Annotated in this window: 16 protein-coding genes; 6 read left to right on the top strand and 10 right to left on the bottom strand. The window is 68.7% G+C overall.

Annotated features, from left to right (window positions below; translation table 11 throughout):
- Nucleotides 1–82 precede the first annotated feature (82 nt).
- Genes ACQPYM_RS35595 through ACQPYM_RS35585 form a run of 3 tightly spaced genes read left to right on the top strand, consistent with a single transcriptional unit; the run spans nucleotide 83 to nucleotide 1,421 of the window.
- On the top strand, nucleotides 83–307 hold the full coding sequence (locus ACQPYM_RS35595; RefSeq protein WP_433009621.1) for a hypothetical protein: 225 nt from the start codon (nucleotides 83–85) through the stop codon (nucleotides 305–307).
- On the top strand, nucleotides 307–798 hold the full coding sequence (locus ACQPYM_RS35590; protein ID WP_433009618.1) for a Clp protease N-terminal domain-containing protein: 492 nt from the start codon (nucleotides 307–309) through the stop codon (nucleotides 796–798). Before ACQPYM_RS35595 ends, ACQPYM_RS35590 begins: the two co-directional genes overlap by 1 nt.
- On the top strand, nucleotides 798–1,421 hold the full coding sequence (locus ACQPYM_RS35585; protein ID WP_433009615.1) for a DUF998 domain-containing protein: 624 nt from the start codon (nucleotides 798–800) through the stop codon (nucleotides 1,419–1,421). The genes ACQPYM_RS35590 and ACQPYM_RS35585 overlap by 1 nt, the downstream gene beginning before the upstream one ends.
- Here the strand turns inward: ACQPYM_RS35585 and ACQPYM_RS35580 are convergent.
- The 6 genes from ACQPYM_RS35580 to ACQPYM_RS35555 form a co-directional block, all read right to left on the bottom strand.
- Nucleotides 1,418–2,947, bottom strand: coding sequence for a multicopper oxidase family protein (locus ACQPYM_RS35580; protein WP_433009612.1), 1,530 nt, complete (start codon nucleotides 2,945–2,947; stop codon nucleotides 1,418–1,420). The two genes, ACQPYM_RS35585 and ACQPYM_RS35580, sit on opposite strands and share 4 nt — an antisense overlap.
- Nucleotides 2,944–3,426, bottom strand: coding sequence for a hypothetical protein (locus ACQPYM_RS35575; protein ID WP_433009610.1), 483 nt, complete (start codon nucleotides 3,424–3,426; stop codon nucleotides 2,944–2,946). The genes ACQPYM_RS35580 and ACQPYM_RS35575 overlap by 4 nt, the downstream gene beginning before the upstream one ends.
- Entirely contained in the window at nucleotides 3,423–3,824 is a 402-nt protein-coding gene (locus ACQPYM_RS35570) for a hypothetical protein (RefSeq protein WP_433009608.1), read from the bottom strand. Before ACQPYM_RS35570 ends, ACQPYM_RS35575 begins: the two co-directional genes overlap by 4 nt.
- 60 nt (nucleotides 3,825–3,884) lie before the next feature.
- The gene (locus tag ACQPYM_RS35565; RefSeq protein ID WP_360277441.1) at nucleotides 3,885–4,229 is read right to left on the bottom strand and encodes a hypothetical protein; all 345 of its coding nucleotides are present in this window, start codon (nucleotides 4,227–4,229) and stop codon (nucleotides 3,885–3,887) included.
- Between the two features lie 86 nt (nucleotides 4,230–4,315).
- Nucleotides 4,316–4,540: a hypothetical protein gene (locus ACQPYM_RS35560; RefSeq protein WP_433009606.1), complete on the bottom strand. Its 225-nt coding sequence runs from the start codon at nucleotides 4,538–4,540 to the stop codon at nucleotides 4,316–4,318.
- Between the two features lie 77 nt (nucleotides 4,541–4,617).
- Nucleotides 4,618–5,655, bottom strand: a complete 1,038-nt coding sequence (locus ACQPYM_RS35555; RefSeq protein ID WP_433009604.1) for a LacI family DNA-binding transcriptional regulator — start codon at nucleotides 5,653–5,655, stop codon at nucleotides 4,618–4,620.
- Nucleotides 5,656–5,790: 135 nt separating this feature from the next.
- Between ACQPYM_RS35555 and ACQPYM_RS35550 the strand changes: the two genes are divergently transcribed.
- The 3 genes from ACQPYM_RS35550 to ACQPYM_RS35540 are packed head-to-tail and all read left to right on the top strand — an operon-like array spanning nucleotide 5,791 to nucleotide 7,641.
- Nucleotides 5,791–6,495, top strand: a complete 705-nt coding sequence (locus ACQPYM_RS35550) for a copper homeostasis protein CutC (protein ID WP_433009602.1) — start codon at nucleotides 5,791–5,793, stop codon at nucleotides 6,493–6,495.
- Nucleotides 6,492–6,749, top strand: a complete 258-nt coding sequence (locus ACQPYM_RS35545) for a DUF4031 domain-containing protein (RefSeq protein ID WP_433009600.1) — start codon at nucleotides 6,492–6,494, stop codon at nucleotides 6,747–6,749. The genes ACQPYM_RS35550 and ACQPYM_RS35545 overlap by 4 nt, the downstream gene beginning before the upstream one ends.
- A gap of 1 nt (nucleotide 6,750) precedes the next feature.
- Complete coding sequence (locus ACQPYM_RS35540) at nucleotides 6,751–7,641, top strand: serine hydrolase domain-containing protein (RefSeq protein WP_433009599.1); 891 nt, start codon at nucleotides 6,751–6,753, stop codon at nucleotides 7,639–7,641.
- Nucleotides 7,642–7,692: 51 nt separating this feature from the next.
- Here the strand turns inward: ACQPYM_RS35540 and tuf are convergent, their stop codons facing one another.
- The 4 genes from tuf to ACQPYM_RS35520 all read right to left on the bottom strand — a co-directional run bounded on the left by tuf (nucleotide 7,693) and on the right by ACQPYM_RS35520 (nucleotide 13,209).
- Complete coding sequence (gene tuf / locus ACQPYM_RS35535; protein WP_433009597.1) at nucleotides 7,693–8,880, bottom strand: elongation factor Tu; 1,188 nt, start codon at nucleotides 8,878–8,880, stop codon at nucleotides 7,693–7,695.
- 294 nt (nucleotides 8,881–9,174) lie between these two features.
- Complete coding sequence (locus ACQPYM_RS35530) at nucleotides 9,175–9,837, bottom strand: DNA alkylation repair protein (protein WP_433009595.1); 663 nt, start codon at nucleotides 9,835–9,837, stop codon at nucleotides 9,175–9,177.
- Nucleotides 9,838–9,847: 10 nt separating this feature from the next.
- The gene (gene bla / locus ACQPYM_RS35525; protein WP_433009593.1) at nucleotides 9,848–10,801 is read right to left on the bottom strand and encodes a class A beta-lactamase; all 954 of its coding nucleotides are present in this window, start codon (nucleotides 10,799–10,801) and stop codon (nucleotides 9,848–9,850) included.
- Between the two features lie 26 nt (nucleotides 10,802–10,827).
- Nucleotides 10,828–13,209 carry a hypothetical protein gene (locus ACQPYM_RS35520; protein WP_433009591.1) on the bottom strand — a complete coding sequence of 794 codons (2,382 nt, stop codon included), beginning with the start codon at nucleotides 13,207–13,209 and terminating at the stop codon, nucleotides 10,828–10,830.
- Nucleotides 13,210–13,301: the final 92 nt, after the last annotated feature.

Below are 13,301 nucleotides of genomic sequence, written 5' to 3'. Positions count from 1 at the left end.
GGAGATGGTCGAGCCGTGGTCAAGAGGAAAGTTTTAGCAACCTGGGTTGACAACCCCGGGTTGTCAACCTAAGTTGCTAGACGTGGAGAAGCTGGTGGAGGTGGACGATCCCGGGGCCGGGCTGGCAGCGGTCGTCGCATTGCGGCGGCTGGCGGACCGGATCGAGGACAGCCAGGTGGAGCAGGCGATGCGGGCCGGCTGGAGCTGGTCCGAGGTCGCCGAGGTGCTGGGTGTGACCCGGCAGGCCGTGCACAAGAAACACGCCAAGCGGCTGATCGCCGCGGGTGTCACGTTGAGGAGGCGTTGATGGCGACGAAGGTGAACGATGTCCGGGCCGTGCTGGTCCACAGTGCCCGGGCCGAAGCGGTCGAGGACGGCTCGGCCGCGATCGAGGCGGAGCACGTGCTGCTCGCCCTGACCGAGCTGACCGGTACGACGACTGCCCGGCTGCTGGCCGAGGCCGGGCTGACGCGAGAGACCGTCCGTGCCGCGCTCGATCGCGAGTGGGAGGAGAGTCTGTCGGTGGCCGGCGTGACGGTCGCCGTCGCTGAGTTGCCCAAGGCAACACCGGACCGCAGCAGGAACCCCAAGATCGGGGAAACCACCAAGCTGCTGCTCAAACGAGCCACCGACTGCGCCTCCGCAACCGGAGGCGGCCGCATCGGCGCCGCCCACCTGCTCGCCGGCGCCCTCAACACCACCCACGGCCGAATCCCCCGAGCCCTCCACCTAGCCGGCGTCGACCGCGAAGCCCTCCTGACCCAAGCAACCGCCGCCGCAGCCCGCCAGGACCACTGATGACGGCCACCGAGCCCCAGACCACTGTGCGAAACCGCCTGCTGTACTGCGGATTGCTGGCCGGCCCGCTCTTCGCCCTCACCTTCCTGATCGCGGGAGCAACCAGAGGCGACGGGTACGACCCACTACGTCACCCGGTCAGCTCGCTCCAGCTCGGCGACCACGGCTGGATCCAAACCGCGAACTTCCTCGTCGCCGGCGCACTGACCACAGCCTTCGCCATCGGACTCTGGCGCGAGACCCGGCTGGGCGCAGTACTGGTTGGTGTGTGGGGTGTCGGACTGGTGGGTGCAGGCATCTTCACTACTGACCCGGTCAGCGGCTACCCAGTGGGCACACCGGCCGCTCTCGACTACACGACGTCGGGCGCGTTGCACGACGCCTTCTCCCTGCCTGCGTTCCTGGCCCTGGCTGTCGTGCAGGTGGTGCTTGCCCGCGGCCAAGGCCGAGGCTGGGCGATCTACTCGCTGCTGAGCGCGTTGGTTTTCCTCGCCGCCTTCGTGCTGGCCAGTGCCGGCTTCTCGCAGACAGAGCCGCTGGTTGACCTGGCCGGCCTGTACCAGCGCATTGCTGTCATCGTCGGTTTCGCCTGGTTGACCGCACTCGCCTGGCGGAAGATCTAGACGGTTTCGAAGGCGGCCATCATGGCCATGTCTTCGTGTTCCAGGTTGTGGCAGTGGATGAGGTACTTGCCCTTGTGGGCGGTGAACTTAACCAGGACGTCGACCACCTCGGCCGGGCGGACGTCGACGGTGTCCTTCCAGCCGGCGTCGTACGGGCCGGGCTTGGTGCCGCCTCTGCGCAGTACCTGGAAGGGGGCGAGGTGGACGTGCACGGGGTGGTGGACGTCGGTGACGAAGGACCACACCTCGTACTGGTCGAGTTTGACCGAGGCCTGCATGTCGTTGGGGTCGAAGGGGCGGCCGTTGATCGTCCAGCCGCGGTGACCGTGGGCTTCGCCTCGCCGGAACCGCCACTGCCGGTGGACCAGCCCGGACGGCTCGGGGACAGCGGCGTACGCCGAAAGCTTGGCGGGCACGTTGCTGTCGTCAGCGGCTTTGCGGGCAACCTTGAAGCGCATGACCTGCTCGGCACGCCCGCTGTCGAGCTTGTTGAGCAAGGTGACCTCACTACCCGGCTCGTACTGGGAGAAGTCGACCACCACGTCGAACCGCTCGGCAGGAGCAACTACCAGCGTCTTGTGCTCGACCGGAGCGCCGAGCAACCCGCCGTCGCTACCGATCTGCACCAGCTTGGCCGGGCCCTTGTCGAGGGCCAGCTCGAAGCGGCGTGCGTTCGCCGCGTTGAGAATGCGGAACCGGTAGCGCGCCGCATCCACCTCGAGCACCGGCCAGGGAGCGCCGTTGACCAGGATGACGTCGCCGATCACACCTTCCATGTACTTCGCCTCAACGCCAGGACCCTCCTTGGCTGCCGGGTAGAGGAACGACCCATCGGCCGCGAACGCCCGATCCGCCAGCACCAGTGGGATCTCGCGCTCGCCACCCGGTAGCGGCAGCGCGTCTTCCTCGGCATCACGGATCAGGTGCAGGCCGAACAGCCCGCGGTACACCTGTGGAGCGGTGTAGTCCATCCGGTGGTCGTGGTACCAGAGCGTGGCGGCTCGCTGGGTGTTCGGATAGGTGTAGGTCCTCTTGCCTGTCTTCACGTCGCCACCGGTCATGCCACTGTGTCCGGCGTGCCCGTGGTGTCCACCGTCAGGCATCAGCAGGTCCAGCGGCCAGCCGTCGCTCGCTGCTGGAGTGTGGCCGCCGTGGAGATGCACCACGGTCGGTACGTCGAGCTGATTGACCTGCTCGACCACAGTGGTCCGGCCGCTCCGTGTGTCGAAGGTCGGGCCCGGCAGTAGTCCGTCGTACCCGAGCACTTCGGTCTTCAGTCCCGGCAGGATCTCCAGGGATGCCTTCTGCTGCACCACCCGGTAGTAGTCGACGCCTGCTCGTGTGTGGAGAGGCTTCTTCACCGGCGGGATCGGCAAGGGGACCTTGAAGGCCTCGGGCAGTGGCGCTTCGCTGGTCAGGAGTTCGGCGGTCTGGCCGGGCGAGGGGTCGAGGCCGCAGTCGGCCAGCGTGACAGCCAGGCCGGCGGCACCGGCTGCTCCGAGGAATCCACGGCGTGACAGCTTCATTGCTTGATCTCCTTGCGGCCCTGCCGAGCGGCGGAACGGAATGACCAAATCGCCATCCAGACCGCGGTGACGACGATGGCGGTGCCGAGTGGCACGTGGACGGCGAAGTTCTGCGAGTGGCCGACGACCTGCTGGGTCAGCTCGGCGATGACGAGACCGACCGTGACGAGGGCGGGCCACCAGCGGCCGCCGCCCGGGAAGCCGTACAGGATGGCGGCGGGCAGCTGGAGCATGGCGATCAGGAACAGCGACGAGCCGATCGGGCTGTGCCAGTCCATCGCGTCGACCTCGCCGGACAGGAAGTAGCCGGCCAGGATCGGCTGCGCCGTAACGAGAATCGCGTGCGGGACCAGGAAGATCCGCAACAGCCAGAGCGTCGCCCGCGGCCGGCGCGGCCGGCGCTGCCTGGCCTGCTTCAGCTCAGGCGTCGGCCCGGGCTCCGGTTCAGGCTTCGGTCCTGCGGTAGGTGCCGACGTCATGCGAGCACCTCGCTCGGGACAGCTTCCGCCGTACGCCGTACCCGCGCCGTCTTGCGGAAGGTCCAGGCGGCGAAGGCGCAGGCGATCGCCACGGTCGCGACGCCGAGTGGGACATGCAGGGCGAGTTCGCGGCTGTAGCCCATCCCGATCTGGAAGCCCTCCGCGGCGAGCAGCAGCAACGAGACCAGCGGGGCCGAGCCGCGGCCGCCGGAACGCCAGTAGAGGACCGCGATCAGTAGTTGGGCCAGCGCGACGAAGGCGACGCCCAGGCCGATCGGCTCGTGCAGCCGCATCGCGGCGCCCGATCCGTTCAGGTAAGCACCAGCGAGCAGCGGTTGCAGGCAGACCGCAACCGCGTGCACGGCGGCAACCAGCCGAAGGGCAGCAAGGAACTTCATGGCGCCACAGTAGTAGCTTGTCTACATGTAGCGCGACCAGGTATTTCCCTGATCGATCCCTCAGGTGAGATGCCCCAAGGGTGAAACGGAGATACCGGCCCGCTCGCAGACCCAGTGTGGATCAGGGCCGAGCTCGGGCTCGATCCGCAGCTCGTGGTCGTGCAGGTCGTCGCAGGCGGTGCAGCGCGGCCAGCGGACGCCGGAATCGGACAGCCGGTCCTGCACGTCCTGCGCGACCAGTCCGGCGATGTGCTCGGCGCCGTCGGGCCACTGGTCCAGCCACCACTGCCGTCCGGCGACGGCGTCCTCCAGCAAGGACACCATCACGGCGTCGTCGAATCCCCGCGCGGCCAGGTCGTGGAGCACCTGAGCACGGGCCGTCAGCAACACGCCTGGTTCGTTCATCGCCCTTCAGAGTGCCAGACAGAACCGACAAAACCCCAAGTCATCGGACTTGGGGTTCTGTCGCCTCGGGAGAGGTTCTGGGTGGATCAACCAGCAAGCGGCTCGCAGCGCGGGGCCGGGTCGATCCGATCGGCGAGCTTGAGCTCGCGCTCGGCCACCTTCCGCAGTACGGCGGAGAGCTGGGCGCGGACGGCGACGCTGCGCCGCGGGGCCGGCTCGAAGTACTCCTCCTGCGGAGCATTCGGCAGAGCGGACTGGGCGAGGGACCGCGCGTTTTCCACTGCGGTGTTGCCGGCGATGAAGTAAGTCATGGTCGTGCTCCCTTCCGGAGGGCGCGTTGATCAGAACCAGCGGCCGGACGGCCGTCGGTGGTGTGGGTGGTACGGATTCAGTTGCGGGGTGCCGGACCGCTGCTGGCGCGGACCTTCAGCTCGGTCGGCATCGTGATCTGGCGTTCGGTGAAGGCCGGGTCGAGCAGCATCCGCCCGACGGTGCGGCCCTTGTCCTTGATCGGCTGGCTGACCGTGGTCAGCCCGACCGTCCCGGCGGCGGGGATGTCGTCGAAACCGGCCAGGGTCAGGTCCCGGCCGGGGACCAGGCCGCGGGTCTTCATCGCCTCCATCGCGCCGAGGGCCAGGACGTCGCTCAGCCCGACGATCGCGGTCGGCCGGTCCTGGGAGTCCAGCACCCACTCGGCCGCGGCCAGCCCTGAGCTAAAGGCGTTGTGGCCACCCGAGACGAGCCTGATCCGGGCATCCGGCATCGCCTTCTGCAGGCCGCGGACCCGCAGCTCGCAGTCGGTGTAGCCGACCTCGTCGAGGCTGAGCTCGACCGGCCGGCTGCCGGCCGCCTGAGCGTTGTCGAGCAGGACGACGAGATCGCGATGGCCGAGCCTGGCCAGGTGCCGGCCGAGCTCGGCGGCCGCCGCGGTCTCGTCGATCGCGACCCAGGACAGGTCCGGGTGGTCGCCGCGGTCGGTCGAGACCATCGGGATCCCGCGGTTCTTCAGCACGTCCAGCGCCGGGTGGCCGGCGGCGACGCAGAAGATCGCGGCGGCGTCGATCGCGGCCTGCTGGACCGCGTTCGTCCCGCCCTGGATGTCGGTCGGGCTGAGCGGCACCAGCAGCAGACTGGTGGCGAACTCCTCGGCCACCTCGGCCAGGCCGGCCAGGAAGCCGACCGCGTACGGATCGGAGAACGCGTAGGCGAGCTTGTCGGTGAACAGCACCCCGACCGCACCCACCTTGCCGCTGCGCAGCGCCCGGGCGGAGGCGTCGGGCCCGGCGTACCCGAGCTCCTGGGCCTTGGCCAGGATCCGCTCGCGCAGCGCGGCGGACAGCTGGTCGGGCTTGTTGTAGGCGTTCGAGACCGTCGACGGCGACACCCCGGCGGCCTGCGCCACGGTCTTCAGGGTGACTCTCGACATCCCGGCACCTCGTCTCTGGTCAGTCTTCTGTATCGATCTTCTAAATCGTTCTAGAAAAACGATACAGAAGACTTCCGGGGAGTGCAACACCAATTTCCGGAGCGGCTTGGCGGACCGATCAAGGATGATGGCGGCATGGGTTCGTTGCTGGAGGTCATCGCGCTACATCCGGCGGACGCCGAAGCGGCTCAGGAGGGCGGCGCGGACCGGCTGGAGCTGTGCGCCGCGATGGAGGCCGACGGCCTGTGCCCGTCGGTCTCCACGGTCAGCGCGATCCGCCGGGTCACCGATCTGCCGTTGCGGGTGATGCTGCGGCTGTCGGACTCGTTCGGCACCGACGGCGCCGAGCTGAACCGGCTGACCGCGATGGCGCAGTCCTACCTGTCGGCGGGGGCCGACGGGTTCGTGTTCGGGTTCCTCACGCCGGACAACGAGGTGGACGTCGACTCGGTCGCCGCGCTGGCGAGCACCTTCGCCGGTACGCCGTGGACGTTCCACCGGGCCGTCGACCATGTCCTGGAGCAACGCAAGGCGTGGCGTGCGTTGCGCGGGCTGCCGGGGTTGGATTGTGTACTCACCGCGGGCTCGGCGCTCGGTGTCGGGCACGGGCTGGACGATCTGCTCAGCCTGGCGAAGGACGATCCGCAGGTCGCCCAGGTGATGATGGCCGGCGGCTCGCTCCAGCCGGAACACGTGCCCTGGCTGTACGGCGCGGGCGTCCGGCGGTTCCACGTCGGGTCGTCGGTGCGGCAGGACGGTTCCTGGACCAAGGCCTACGTGAACTCGCGTTTCGTCCGGGCCTGGCGCAACCTGCTGGACGCGCAGGACGAGAAGGCATGATCCTCATCGACCCGCCGGCCTGGCCGGCGTGGGACCGCGTCTGGTCCCATCTGGCCAGTGATGTCTCGTACGACGAACTGCACGAGTTCGCCCGCCAGGCCGGCATCCCGGCACGAGGCTTCGACCGCGACCACTACGACGTACCGTCCGACCAGTACGACGCGCTGGTGGCGGCGGGCGCAGTACCGGTGTCCAGCCGGGTGCTGGTTCGGCGGTTGATCGAGGCTGGGTTGCGGCGTCGCAAGGAGCATTGAGGTGGATTTGAAGGGCTTTGCCGGGCTGGATGCGGTGGTCGGCGTGTCGCAGCGCGGGCGGCGCGAGGTGGCGTCTAGTGGCGTAGCCGTTGACACGGTCTTCCGGATCGCTTCGTTGACCAAGACGGTGACCGCTGCGGCGACCGTCAAGGCTCTGCGGGACAAAGGGTTCGGGGTGGACATGCCGGTGGCCGAGGTTCTGCCGGAACTTGCGACCGAGTTGACCGTCGGGCAGGTGTTGTCGCAGTCCACGGGACTCAAGCAGACGGTGGATGCCGGGGCGGCCGCGGCGCTGGGCGAGGGCGACGACGTGTTTCTCGCTGCTGCGCGGCTGGTGGTGGAGGGTGGGCAGGAGTATCCGCCGGGGGAGCGGTGGGCCTACTACAACGGGAACTACTTCCTAGCGGGCGCCCTGCTGGCAAGGTTGACCGGGGGCACCTTCGAGGACGGCATCGATGAGCTGATCTCGGCCTGCGGCCTCACAGCCACCGGTTTCCTCGCCCCTGCGGGGCGGGCAGCAGGCGAGGCGGTCTATCCGCGGGCTCGGCGGCCTAGTGGTGGGTTGTGGTCGACTGTTCCCGACCTGTTGAGCTTCTGTGAGTTTCTCCTGCGGGACAAGGGGTTGCTGGCCGAGATTGCGCGGCCTCGGGTGGAGTTGCCGCTGGCCTATGGGCTGGGATGGGGGGTTGGGCCGGCTGGGATGCTTTATCTGAATGGGCGTCTGAGCGGCTATCGAGCGGCCATGTTGTTGTCGCCGCGCGAGGAGTGGGCCGCTGTCATGCTGGTGGCCGATACCGATGCGTTGCCGGCGATCGCGCAGTACCTGGACGAGTTGCAGCGCCCGCTCACCGGCGTACCGATGGCCCGGCTGATCGAAGACTTCGCCGCGTAGCTGCTTCGCAGAGAAAGGTGCCCCAGGCAACTACCCTGGGGCACCTTCTCTTCAGTCGAGCAGTTCGGTCACCGTGCCGGCGGCGACGGTGTGGCCGCCTTCACGGACGGCGAAGCCGAGGCCGACAGTCATCGCGACCGGCTTCTCCAGCTCCACGCCGAGCTCGATCGTGTCACCCGGCATCACCAGGGCGATCTCACCCAGGTCGATCCCGCCGGACACGTCCGTCGTACGGAAATAGAACTGCGGCCGGTAGTCCGCGGCGAACGGCGTGTGCCGGCCACCCTCGGCGGTCGACAACGCGTGCAGCTGCGCCCGGAACTTCCGGTGCGGCTGCACACTGCCCGGCAGCGCCACCACCTGGCCACGACGGACCTCGTCGCGCTTGATGCCCCGCAGCAGCACGGCCGCGTTGTCACCCGCCTGCGCGGACTCCAGCGACTTGCCGAACGTCTCCAGCCCGATCGCCGTACTGGTGACGGTCGGGCCGAGACCCACCACCTCCACGGCGTCGCCGAGCCGGAGCGAGCCCTGCTCGACCGCGCCGGTGACGACGGTGCCGCGGCCGCTGATGGTGAGCACGTTCTCGATCGGCATCAGGAACGGCTCGCCCAGCTCACGGTCCGGGACCGGCACATAGTCGTCGATCGCGTCGAGCAGGTCGCCGACGGCCTTCATCCACTCGGGGTCGCCCTCGAGCGCACGCAGACCGGACACGCGCACGACCGGCACCTCGTCACCCGGGAAGCCGTACTCCGACAGGAGTTCGCGGACCTCCAGCTCGACCAGATCGAGCAGTTCGGGGTCGTCGACGGCGTCGGCCTTGTTCAGCGCGACGACCAGGTACGGCACCCCGACGCGTCGCGCGAGCAGCACGTGCTCACGGGTCTGCGGCATGGCGCCGTCCTGCGCCGACACGACCAGGATCGCGGCGTCCACCTGGGCGGCGCCGGTGATCATGTTCTTCACGTAGTCGGCGTGCCCGGGCATGTCGACGTGCGCGTAGTGCCGGTTGGCGGTCTCGTACTCGACGTGCGAGATGTTGATCGTGATCCCGCGCTGGACCTCCTCGGGCGCCCGGTCGATCCCGTCGAACGCCACGAACGAGTTGGTCCCCGGGTAGCGCTCGGCGAGCACCTTGGTGATCGCGGCGGTCAGCGTGGTCTTGCCATGGTCGACGTGCCCCATGGTGCCGATGTTGAGGTGCGGCTTGGTCCGCACGAACTGGCTCTTGGCCATGATTTTTCCCTTGCTGGTCAGAAGATTCGAAGAGCCAGGACCCCGGGGCCCGCCGTCCGTACCAGCTGGTGTTTCAGCGGTCGGAGGGGGCCGGTTGCGAGCCACCCTCCTCCGCGGGTCCTGCGGTCAGCAGGAGGAGGGTCGGCTTCGAGCACCGGTGAACAGAGCTGAATCATCCGCAGTCCACGCGGCAGCGCCTGACAGGCCGGTGCCTGACAGGTACGCAACAGAATCCACGCGGAACATGAGCATCACGGTAGGTGTCAACGCTGCCAGGGGCAACGGAAATTCCCGCTAGCTGAGCTTCTCCTTGGCGTAGCGCAAGGTGGGGCGTTGCATGGCATCCGCGTGCTGGTCGAGGAAGCTTCTGAGGGCGGCCTCGTCCATGACGCCGGAGTATTTGAGAGCGATGCCGACCGGCTTCGATACCACTGGGTCCTTGTCGTCGAGGAGGAGTTCGGCGATCGCGAAGAGGTCGGCCAGGTCGGCGGCGGTGCCGAAGCGGGCGAAGTACAAGGGTGCGGTGATCGCCGTACGCCGGCGCAGCGGGTCGGTGGTTCGCGCGAGCTCGAAGAGCGGGTCTCGGCTGCGGTTCAACAGGTAGCGACCGACCACGTGCGGTGCCGCGCGATCGACCATGTCCCAGCTGTCGATGGCGTCATGGCGGCGCAGATACAGCTCGTACGCCGCCTGCCGCTCGTCATCCGTCGTCTTCTTGCCCCGCGCCTTGAAGTCGAGCACACAAAACCCGGCCAGCCGCCCTTCGTACGACGACTCGTCCAGCAACCGCTCGACCTCCCCGAACCCCATCCCGGTGAACGCCTTGGCGATATCGAACGTCACCCGCATCGGCACCCCAAGCACGTCCCCGGCGCCGTGATAGTGCTTGTGCACCACCTCACCCGGCTTGGCCTGTTCCCGCAGAGCCGCCATCAGTGCGCTAGCTGTCAGCTCCATCTCGCCTTCTTCACCCCAGGGCTGCGACCGCCGCCGCAGCGGCGGAAGCGATCAGCTGGTCGTTTCGTTCCGCATTCTTCACGCCCTTGCTCGACATCACAGCCAGCATGATCGGTGCACGGTTCGGGGGCCAGAGGATGGCTACATCGTTGCGGCCGCCGTAGCCCGCGGTTCCGGTCTTGTCGCCGACCTTCCAGCTCGTCGGTACGCCGGCCCGGATCGTCGTGGCGCCGGTGGTGTTGTTCTGCAACCAGCCGACCAGCGGCGACCGTGGAGCCGGCCGCAACACGTTGCCTAAAGCAAGCTTTTGCAGACTGGTCGCCAGGGCTCGCGGCGTGGTGGTGTCCCGCGGGTCTCCCGGGGCGCCTTCGCTCAGGCTCGGCTCGTTGCGATCCGAGCGAGTGGTGGTGTCGCCCAGCTTCCGCAGTGCCGCCTGGAAGCCGCTGGGTCCGCCGAGTTCGGTCAGCAGGAGGTTGGCCGCGGCGTTGTCGCTGTAGCGGATCGCCGCGTCGCAGAGCTGCCGCAGCGTCATGCCGGCCCGGACGTTCTTCTTGGTGATCGGTGAGTTGGCGAGCAGGTCCGACTCGGAGTACCGGATCAGTTTGTCCAGGTCTTTGCTCTGGGCCAGCAGGACGCCGGCCGCCAGCGCCTTGAAGGTGGAGGCGAAGGCGAAGCGCTCGTCGGCGCGATAGGCGATCGTGCGGTTGGTGCCGGTGTCCAGCGCGTACACGCCGAGCCGGGCGCCGTACTGCTTCTCCAACTTGCCGAACGCAGCCACAGGTGTCGCCGGTGGCACAGGTGTCGCCGGTGGCGCAGGTGTCGCCGATGCGACAGGAGCCGGAGTTGATGTGCTGCTGAAGGTGACTATCGGACCAGGCTCCCCATCAGCCTCGGGTTCCGCCAGACAGGCGGAGGTGGTCAGCAGGACAGCAGCGGTCAGGGCGGCAAGGAAGGCTCGTCGCATGGGTTGAGCCTAGCCAGCGGCTCGGCTCAGTTCAGGGCGAAGAGGCGGGTGCCGTCGCTGAAGATGGGGCGGCCGCTGGCTACTGCGACGGCCGGCCTGTTGCAGGTGACCTTCTTGGTCTCGGCTGCCGAGGCTGTCGTGGGGCCGGCAACCAGTGGGCGCGGCTGGACGCCCGTGGCACCGATCATGACGGGGGAGCAGCTTCCGTCGGCCTGGGGCATCAGGGTGACCACCCGGCCGTCCGGGAGCAGGCCGAAACCGTCTCGGGGGAACTCGGCGTGCTGGAGCTTCGGCGGGATGGGTACGAGGTGGTGCCACTGCGGTGTGCCGTCAGCCGGGCTGAGCGCGGACACGTCGTACGTCTGGGTTTCGCCGGCCTCGCTACTGCCCCTGCAGGTCACCAGGACGATCGAGGAATGCGTAGCGGCCAGCTGCGCGTCACACGACGACCGCCCGAGCCGCGGCCGCGGCGTACCGGGCACCGGGGTGGACCAGAGGACGCGGCCTTCATTGACGTCCAGTGACCACTGGTGCAGTGTTCCACCGGCCGCGCCGGTCCAGACGAGCCCGGAGACCTCACGGGTGTCCGGTACTGCGACCAGCTCGCCGATCCACTTGGACGGGTCGAGCTCGGCCTCCATCTCGAAGCGGATGCCCAGGTTGGCCTCCCAACGCTGCTTGCCGTCCGTGAGGTCCAGCCCGCGGACGACCGCGCCGTTCCCACCGCAGGCGTCGACCACGACGGCCTGGTCGGCCAGCAGCACGCCCTGCGTCACGGTGCACTTCAGCTGCGTCTGCCAGTGGGTGGGGCTGCTGACGCCGTGCGCCACGACCTTCTCGCCCTCTGCCACGAGCAGCCGATTCGCATCGACGGCGATTGCGGTGCCGTCGGTGTGAACCTCCGTGAGCACCTTGCCGGTCTCCGCATCCAGTACTGCGTACGTCGGCAGGTCGATCCCTCGAGGGGCCCGCCCGCCGTCGTACGGGAGGTGGGCCGCGATGGTGCGGCCGTCGCTGGAGACCAGGAGCCCCTCGGAGCCACTGGACGCGGCGTCGTCGACGTCTGCTCGGGCGTACCGCCACCGGATCTGGCCGGTCGTCGCGTCGGACATCACCACGCCATCGGTCCGGAGCTCGGCCACGCCACCCACGGTCCCGGCGATTGCGCCCGTTGCAGGCACCTCCCGGCTCCAGGCGACGCCACCATCGAGCTGCACCGGCTGTACGCCGGGCGGCACGGTTGTCGTGGTGCTCACGGTGTTCGCTGTCTCGAGCCGGGCCTGTACGAACGGCTCGCCGGCCGACACCACGACCCAGGCGAGCAGCGACGCGCACACCACCGTCACGCCCAGGCTCAGCCCTCGTGGAGGCGACAACGCGTACGGCGGAGCCAACCGGAGCCGCCGCGCCAAGGCCAGTAAGGCACCGGCGATCAGCAGGGCGACAGAGGCGAGCATGAGGTACGGCCAGCGCTCACTCATGGCCGCACCGGGTTGAGCCGACGGCCACTGCCACCAGCAGATCCCGATGGCGACCACCCCGACAGCGGCGAACACCATCGCAGGGATCGTCACCAGCCGGGGTTGCCCCCGCCGGAACCAGGCGCACGTGAGGCCGGCGGCAACCGCAGTACCGGCTATTGGTGCCCAGACCGGGAAGCCGTTGACGTCTCCGGGGGCTGCAGGCCAGCGTGCGGCCGCACCGAGGCCGCGGCCGAGTAGGACCGAGGCTGCGATGACGACACCGAGTGCTGCGCCCAGGTAGATCATCGGGATCAGCCCGGCGATCGGGCGAGCCGCCTTCGGGCCCCACTGCTGCAGTTCGCGCTGGATGTTCTCGCGGGCCGCCGCTTCCCAGTGCTCGCGGCCGTAGCCGGTCGCGTACAGGGAGGTCTCGGTGAGGCCTCGCAGGAAGGTCATCCGGCCGCGGGCGAAATCGCGGTCCGCGATGTGCTCGTACTCCGCCCGGATGCCGGCCGCGTACTCGTCGTACCGGGCGGCGGACAGGCTGAGGACGCGCAGGTCGGCGTCGCACAGCACGGCGCCGTTCGCGTCGTCGGGGGCGCAGTCGTGCTTGGCGGTCAGCCGGATCAGCCGGCCGATCTCGGCCACCCGGGCCGCCTCCACGCCGTACGCCGACAGCTCGAGCTCGGCGAGCTGGGCCGAGACCTCTTCGTTCTCACCCGGTTCGGCCTGCGGGTCGTAGATCGCGTCGTGGAACCAGGCGGCCAGCCGGACCGCGTCGGCGTCGTCGGCCTGGCCGGCCAGCTCGTCGATGGTCTCGAGCATCTCGGTCAGGTGCCGCTGGTCGTGATAGTGCCGATGTTGCTCTGCGTAACGAGCGAGCAGGTCGTCGCCCAGCGGCTGCGCGTGCGGCAGCAGGCGATTCCACTGGTCGCGCAGGTCCATGGCCGTGAGTCTCGCACCCGGTACGGGCCCGTACCGACCGATCCGGGGCTCCCGGTTAGGGTCGTGGCCAAAGCGATATCGGCTCGTCACCT

The sequence above is a fragment of the Kribbella sp. CA-294648 genome (assembly GCF_050943845.1).
Taxonomy (GTDB): Bacteria; Actinomycetota; Actinomycetes; order Propionibacteriales; family Kribbellaceae; genus Kribbella.
This window is presented reverse-complemented; position numbering and strand designations above follow the sequence as displayed.